Origin of the sequence: Zoogloea sp., from assembly GCF_041911615.1 — a bacterium.
Lineage (GTDB): Bacteria > Pseudomonadota > Gammaproteobacteria > Burkholderiales > Rhodocyclaceae > Zoogloea.
The window spans coordinates 1-6,845 of record NZ_JAYROR010000123.1; the positions used below are offsets into that span (position 1 = coordinate 1).

The window sequence follows — 6,845 nt, forward strand, 5'->3', positions numbered from 1 at the left end:
CTTCCGCGCCCTGCGCGGGCGGGCCGTGGCGGCCGCGCTGGCCGTGCCGCCGCTCGTCGCGATCCCGCTGCTCGGCGGCGGCATGGGTGGTCTCGCAGTGGTGCCCACCGAACTCTGGGGCGGCCTGCCGCTCACCCTCCTGCTCACCGCCGCCGGCATGGCCTGCGCGCTGCCGCTGGGGATTGCCGTGGCCTACGGCCGGCGCGCCCGCCTGCCGGTGGTGCGCGGCCTGCTCACCGCCTACGTGGAACTCGCCCGAGGGATTCCGCTCGTCGCGGCGCTGTTCGTCGCGTCCTTCCTGCTGCCGCTGTTTTTCCCCGACGGCGTGGCGCTCGACATGCTGTGGCGGGTGCTGATCGCCATCGTGCTGTTCGCCGCGGCTTATCTGTCGGAAATCGTCCGCGGCGGCCTCCAGGCGATCCGCCCCGGCCAGCTCGACGCCGCCGCCGCGCTCGGCTTCACGCCCTGGCAGGCCCAGCGCTGGATCGTGCTGCCGCAGGTGCTGCGGGCGGTAGCACCGTCGCTGGCCAACAGCGCCATCGCGCTGTTCAAGGACACCTCACTGGTCACCGTGGTGAGCCTCTACGAGCTCACCGGCTCGCTCAGCCTGGCCCTCGCGGGCGACGGGGAATGGCGGCCCTTCTACCTGGAGGCCTGGCTCTTCCTCGCCGCCCTGTACTGGCTCGGCTGCGCGCTGCTGGCGCGGGTCAGCGCCGCCGCACCGCCACCGCCTTGATCTCGACGATGTAACCCGCCACGCCACACAACTGGGCCGCCCCGATCGCCGTCCAGGCCGGGAAATCCCGCGTCAGGTAGCGGTCCTTCACCTCCATGAAGAGCGGCAGGTCGCGCATGTCGGTGTGGAAGGTGGTGAGATCGACGATGTCGCTCATCTCGGCGTCGGCGGCGGCAAGTACCTTCTTCAGGTTCTCGAAGGCCTGCACGATCTGCGCCTCGCGGGGCTCGACGAGCTGCATGTTCTCGTCGCGGCCGATCTGGCCCGACACGTAGATCGTGTCGCCGACCCGTACCGCCGGGGCGTAGTGGATCTTTTCGTAAACCGCTTCCATGCCTTTCGGGATGATGGCTTGTCGGTCGCTCATGACGGCGCTCCTCTGACTGTTGGGGACACCATCCTACAACGAACCGGACGCCCCGCCCGCCGACACCCGCGCCAGGATCTCCGCCATCCGGCGCACCCCCGGGCCGGCGAAATCCGGGTCGGCCAGCACCAGATAGAGCGACATCCGGCGCGACTCCGCGCCGCCCAGCGGCAGCGGCTCGAGTAGCCCCGCCGCCAGCTCGCGGCGGATGTGCGCCACCGGATACCACGCAAAGCCGTGGCCCGCGCAGGCCGCCGCGATCGACATCGCCATGCTCCCGAAGGTCCAGCGCTGCTCCACCTCCACCGTCGTCGAACGCCGGTCGCGGGTCGAGCCGGTGGCCCGCACCTGCAGGTGACGCCACGGGCGCAGATCCTTCTCGCCCAGTTCGTGCCCCGCCGCGTGCAACGGGTGCGACGGGGCCGCCACCGCGATCAACGCGATGTCGATCAGCGGCGTGCCCAGGAAACCCGGTGGAATGTGGGGTGTCAGCGCAATGTCGGCCTGACCGCCGAGCAGCGCCTCGCCGGTGCCGCCCAGCACCGACTCGATCACCTCCACCCGCGTGCGCGGCGCCTCGGCCCCGAACTGCGCCAGCGCCTCGATCAGCAGATCTGGCGGGTACAGCACCTCCACCGCCAGCCCGATCTCCGCTTCCCAGCCCGCCGACAGCTTGCGCGCCGCCTGCTCCAGGTCGCCCGCCTCGCCCACCAGCGCCAGCGCGCGGCGGTACAGCATTCGCCCGGTGGCGGTCAGCACCGCCTTACGGCCCTGGATCTCGAAGGCCTGCACGCCCAGCACCGACTCGATCTTCTGCACCGCGTAGGTCACGGCCGACTGGCTCTTGTGCAGCACTTCGGCGGCCTGGGCATAGCCGCCGGCCTCGACGACGGCGATCAACGCGCGCCACTGGTCGAGCGCGATATGGGGGCTGGGGATCGGGTTCATTATCGAATTATCAGATAGCTTTAAGCAAAAAGTTAATCTTTTTTATCTGCCGGATAAATCGTCAAATACACCCATCGCAACCCGACACGGAGTCACACCATGAGCACCCTTCTCAAGATCAACGCCAGCCTGTTCTCCAACCACGGCCAATCCAGCCAGCTCACCGAGCGCTGCGTCGCCGCCTGGCAGGCCAGCCACCCCGGTACCCGCGTCATCAGCCGCGACCTCGCCGAAAACCCCGTGCCACACCTGGATGGCGCCCGCTTCGGCGCGTTCCTGGCCAAGCCCGAAGAGCGCAACGCCGAACAACAGGCCGTGGTCGCCTTCTCCGACGCCCTGATCGACGAACTGCGCGCCGCCGACACCATCGTCATCGGCCTGCCGATGTACAACTTCGGTGTGCCCTCCACGCTCAAGGCCTACTTCGACCACATCGCCCGCGCCGGCGTCACCTTCCGCTACACCGCCAACGGCTCCGAAGGCCTGCTGAACGGCAAGAAGGCGATCATCCTGGCCGCCCGCGGCGGCAAGTACGCCGGCACCGCCAAGGACAGCCAGACCACCTACGTGCGCGACTTCCTGGGCTTCATCGGCATCACCGACGTCGAGTTCATCTACGCCGAAGGCCTCAACCTGGGCGACGAGAGCAAGAACGCCGCCCTCGCCGACGCCCACAAGGCCGTCGCCGAACTGGCCGCCTGAACCCCGCCCCGGCGGACCGGCCCCCGCAGGGCCGGCCGCCCGCCCCAACCCCGAGGAGCACCCTCATGACCATCCGCAGCCTGATCCAGATCATCCCCTCGATCCCCGTCTCCGACGGCGCCGGCGTCAAGCTGCGGCGCAGTCTCGGCCACAGCCAGCGTCTCGACCCGTTCCTGATGCTCGACGAGTTCGCCTCCGACAACCCTGACGACTACATCGCCGGCTTCCCGCCGCATCCGCACCGGGGCTTCGAGACCGTCACCTACATGCTCGAGGGCGAGTTCGAGCACGAGGATCACCTGGGCCACAAAGGCCACCTGCGCGGCGGCGGCGCCCAGTGGATGACCGCCGGCCGCGGCATCATCCACTCGGAGATGCCGCTTCAGGAAAGCGGCCGCCTGCACGGCTTCCAGTTCTGGATCAACCTGCCCGCCGCCGAGAAGATGAAGCCTGCGAGCTATCGCGACATCCAGCCCGAGGACATCCCGACCGTCGCCATCACCGGTGGCAGCGTGAAGATCGTCGCCGGTCGCTTCGACGACACCGCCGGACCGATCCAGGGCCTGTCCACCGCGCCGCTGTTCCTCGACGTGCGCCTCGCCGCCGGCCACGGCTTCAGCCAAGCGGTCCCGGCCGGCCACACCGCTTTTCTGTACCCCTACGCCGGCAGCCTGCGCGTTGGCGACGACGGGCGCGAGCTGAGTGCCCGCCAGGCCGGCGTGCTGTCCCAGGGCGAGCGCATCGCCGCCACCGCCGGGCCTGCGGGCGCCGCCTTCCTGCTCCTCGCCGCCCGCCCGCTCGGCGAACCGGTGGTGCAGTACGGCCCCTTCGTGATGAACACCCGCGAAGAGATCGAGCAGGCCCTCGCCGACTACCGCGACGGCACCCTCACCGCCGCCTGAGCGCCTTCGCTGCGACGCAAAAAATCTGCCACGCCGCCCGCCGGCGTGGCAGATTAACGGCTCGACACCACGGAGCATCGCCATGGCCGGCTTTGAAAACTACGCCCAGGACACCCACGACATCGAACTCGAGATCGAACGCCGCGGCGTCGCCCTCGGCATCGACTGGAAGAACGACGAACAGGTCCGCGCCCTCGCCCGCGAAGCGCTCGACTTCGCCGACTCCCCCGACAAGCGCGTCGACCACGACCACCTCGACTACACCCGCCTCGCCAAGCTCGAACTCTTCGGCCTCGCCGCCCTGATGCTGCGCACCATGCAGGAAAGCGCCACCACCGGTTTCGAGAGCCACGGCGGCGATGTCTGGAAAGCCTTCGCCCGCGCCCTGTGGGCCGAAAAGGCACTCCGCCAGCCCGGCTGACACCGCTGCCCGGCCCCAGCCCGCCATCCGGCGGGCCACCTTGCTTTCGCAAAATGCATGTGCTTCACTGGATTGGCGAAAGCACCTTTCTGACCCGCCTCCGGCCCCTCCACCAAGGCCTGTGGCCGCCCTGAATCCGGCGCCACGCCTCGGTCGATGCCCCACTCGGGACGTCGCCGGGTGCCGACTTGCTCACACGTTGTTTCGCCCACGCGGCGAGCATGTCGTTTTCTTCCAGATGGTGTAAATTGCATAAGCGGCTCGACCCCTTCGCCGGGTCTGCCTGAAACGCTTCACGTCGTGACGTCAGCCATGCTGGGGAAGGCGGTGAAATGTTCATAGCAGGAACAAGCGCCACTTTGCGACGCCTGATCGAAGATCAGCTCGTCGCCACCGGCGGGCTCGACGGCTATACCATCTCGCTGTTCTCCACCCGCGACTTCACCGGCACGCTGGCCAATCGCGTCGCCCTGTTCCTGTACCGCGTCGACATCGACGAATCCCGCCGCAACGTCGAACTCCCGCGCCTCACCCCCGCCTCGCCGCGCCGCCAGGCCCTGGGCCTCGAACTGCACTACCTGCTCACCGTCTGGGGCCAGAAGAACGCCGAGGGCGAGCAGGTCATGCTGGCCCGCTGCATGGACATCCTCGACCGCCACGCGCTGATCGCCGGCCCGCTCCTCGACCCCGGCTACCCCTGGGAGGCCGAGGACAGCCTGCGGGTGTCGATCAACCACCTTTCCACCGAAGACATGCTGCGCCTGTGGGACAGCCTCGAGCCCCCCTACCAGCTGTCGGTTCCCTACGTGGTGCGCACCGCCCGCCTCGCCGCGCGCGAGCGGCCCGACGCCGCGATCGCCGATTCGCGCACGCTGGTCTTCACCCCGGCGGTACCGTGATGCGCGCCTCATCCGACAACCTGCTCGCCTGGGCCGCTACCCACTCGCCCGACCGGCGCACCGCGGTGGGCGTGCTGGCGCTGCGGGTTCGCCACTACTTCAGCGACGGCGCCGAGCCCGCGCCATCGTCGCTGCCCGACCTGCGGGTGCGCGTCCGCGGCCAGGCTGAGCTGCCCCTGTGGCACGCCAGCAGCGGACTCTACGGCTTCCTGCGGCTCCCACCGGGCGAAGCCCGCGTCGAGATCGACGACCCCAGCGGGCGCTACCTGCCCCAGGCGATCAGCGCCGTGGTGCCCGACCGCCGTGCCCTGCGCGACGCCCTCGAGGCCGCGGCCGCGGCCGCGGCCATCGCCGGCCCGCCGCCGGCCTACCCACAGGTGGCCCTGCGCCCCGCACCCGGTTTTGGCCTGTCGCCCGCCACCTGCGCCCTGTGGGGCGTCCTGCGCGAAGGCAGCCGCGCGGTGCCCGGCGCCCTGCTGAGCATCGCCACGGTGCGCGACGGCGGCCCCGACACCGTCAGCACCCTCACCGGTCGCGACGGCAGCTACCTCATCGTGCTCCCCGGCGAAGTCATCAATCGCGGCGTCACCCCGCCGCAGCGCCGGTTCGACCGTGCCCTCACGGTCCGCACGCCGCGCCCGGCGCTGGCCGCCGCCCTGGCCAGCCAGGGCTTCCTGGCCGCCCTGCCGGCCGACGTCTTCAGTCTCGGCGCCGCCGACCGCGACGCGCTGTTCGCCCCGCGCAACTTCCAGCTGCGCGACGCCGCCGGCCTGCTTCACCCGCAGCAGGCCGGCCAGAATCCGCCCGCATCGGTATCGGTCGGACAATCCGTCCGCCTCGATATCGAGTTGTTACCCTGACAAGATGGAGGCTCGAAATGCCTGAATACCTCGCCCCGGGAGTTTACGTCGAAGAAACCAGCTTCCGCGCCAAGTCCATCGAGGGCGTGGCGACCTCCACCGCCGGCTTCGTCGGTCAGGCCCGCTTCGGGCCCACCGCCGGCCTGCCGGCCCTCGTCACCAGCTTCGAAGAGTTCCAGCGCCTGTTCGGCGACGGGGACGACCTGCTCCTCGGCGGGGTGCCCACCACCAACCAGCTCGCCCACGCCGTCCGCCTGTTCTTCGAGAACGGCGGCAAGCGGGTGTACGTCGCGCGCATCTTCCAGCCCGCCGGCGGCCAGACCGTCGCCAGCAGCCGGGCGGTGAGCAGCGCCCTCTCCGTGCTCGGCACCGACCGCTTCCTGCGCGCCCGCTTCCCCGGCCGCGCCGGCAACCTGGTCGTCAAGGCCAGCGCCACCCGCAGCGGCAACCTGCTCACCGGCGCCGCCGGCAGCCGCCGCGTCATGGGCCTGCGCCTGGGCGACGTGGTCGAGGCCGGCGTCCTCAAGGACAGCACCGTTACCGCCAGCGGTCCGGGCGCCGTCACCGCCGCCAACCTCTACGGCGTCAGCTTCGACGCCGCCGGCAATCCGCAGCTCAGCAACGCCGGCGGCACCCTCGACCTCAACGGCGCGGCCCTCGCCGCGGTGCAAAAGATCACCCTCGATCTGGCCATCGGCCCCAACCTCGACGGCTCCACCGGCAGCCGCGTCGAGCAGATCCAGCGCCTGTCGCCGCACCCGGATTCCGACCAGTTCGTCGGCCGCGTCCTGCGTCACGAAGACCCCGACGCCGGCATCGAGCCGCCCGCCGACCGCAGCCAGCGCCTGTTCTTCGACGCGGTGAGCGCGCTGCCGAGCACCGCCGCCCAGCGCACCACCTTCGCCCGCGACCTGCTCGCCGGGCTCGTCGCCGGCTCGCCCTTCACCCTCGGCGGCGGCAGCGACGGCGGCGTCGCCACTGCGGACGCCTTCAGCGGCGGCGGCAGCGGC

8 protein-coding genes and 1 pseudogene are annotated in these 6,845 nt (G+C 70.5%); 7 read left to right on the top strand and 2 right to left on the bottom strand.

Annotation, left to right across the window (positions count from 1 at the left end; translation table 11 throughout):
* Positions 1–736: amino acid ABC transporter permease (locus tag ACE3P2_RS16020; RefSeq protein ID WP_374266262.1), on the top strand; the 736-nt coding region annotated here is incomplete at its 5' end.
* On the opposite strand, the gene ACE3P2_RS16025 is transcribed toward ACE3P2_RS16020, so the two are convergent.
* Positions 708–1,103, bottom strand: coding sequence for a RidA family protein (locus tag ACE3P2_RS16025; protein WP_374266264.1), 396 nt, complete (start codon positions 1,101–1,103; stop codon positions 708–710). The genes ACE3P2_RS16020 and ACE3P2_RS16025 overlap by 29 nt on opposite strands.
* Before the next feature lie 33 nt (positions 1,104–1,136).
* Entirely contained in the window at positions 1,137–2,051 is a 915-nt protein-coding gene (locus tag ACE3P2_RS16030) for a LysR family transcriptional regulator (protein ID WP_374266266.1), read from the bottom strand.
* 99 nt (positions 2,052–2,150) lie between these two features.
* Between ACE3P2_RS16030 and ACE3P2_RS16035 the strand changes: the two genes are divergently transcribed.
* The 6 genes and pseudogenes from ACE3P2_RS16035 to ACE3P2_RS16060 all read left to right on the top strand — a co-directional run.
* A complete protein-coding gene (locus ACE3P2_RS16035) occupies positions 2,151–2,753 on the top strand; it encodes an FMN-dependent NADH-azoreductase (RefSeq protein ID WP_374266268.1) in 603 nt (200 codons plus the stop codon).
* A gap of 65 nt (positions 2,754–2,818) precedes the next feature.
* Complete coding sequence (locus ACE3P2_RS16040) at positions 2,819–3,655, top strand: pirin family protein (protein WP_374266270.1); 837 nt, start codon at positions 2,819–2,821, stop codon at positions 3,653–3,655.
* Positions 3,656–3,737: 82 nt separating this feature from the next.
* Complete coding sequence (locus ACE3P2_RS16045) at positions 3,738–4,076, top strand: hypothetical protein (RefSeq protein WP_374266272.1); 339 nt, start codon at positions 3,738–3,740, stop codon at positions 4,074–4,076.
* Positions 4,077–4,435: 359 nt separating this feature from the next.
* Positions 4,436–4,975, top strand: coding sequence for a DUF4255 domain-containing protein (locus ACE3P2_RS16050; RefSeq protein ID WP_374266274.1), 540 nt, complete (start codon positions 4,436–4,438; stop codon positions 4,973–4,975).
* Positions 4,975–5,835 (top strand): hypothetical protein, encoded by an 861-nt coding sequence (locus ACE3P2_RS16055; protein ID WP_374266276.1) that lies wholly within the window; start codon positions 4,975–4,977, stop codon positions 5,833–5,835. The genes ACE3P2_RS16050 and ACE3P2_RS16055 overlap by 1 nt, the downstream gene beginning before the upstream one ends.
* Positions 5,836–5,852: 17 nt before the next feature.
* Positions 5,853–6,845: pseudogene (locus ACE3P2_RS16060) on the top strand (hypothetical protein); the annotation flags it as partial.

Coding starts and splice junctions, on each gene's coding strand:
- ACE3P2_RS16025 (WP_374266264.1), bottom strand. CDS start 1,103: ATGAGCGACCGACAAGCCATCATCCCGAAAGGCATGGAAGCGGTTTAC.
- ACE3P2_RS16030 (WP_374266266.1), bottom strand. CDS start 2,051: ATGAACCCGATCCCCAGCCCCCATATCGCGCTCGACCAGTGGCGCGCG.
- ACE3P2_RS16035 (WP_374266268.1), top strand. CDS start 2,151: ATGAGCACCCTTCTCAAGATCAACGCCAGCCTGTTCTCCAACCACGGC.
- ACE3P2_RS16040 (WP_374266270.1), top strand. CDS start 2,819: ATGACCATCCGCAGCCTGATCCAGATCATCCCCTCGATCCCCGTCTCC.
- ACE3P2_RS16045 (WP_374266272.1), top strand. CDS start 3,738: ATGGCCGGCTTTGAAAACTACGCCCAGGACACCCACGACATCGAACTC.
- ACE3P2_RS16055 (WP_374266276.1), top strand. CDS start 4,975: ATGCGCGCCTCATCCGACAACCTGCTCGCCTGGGCCGCTACCCACTCG.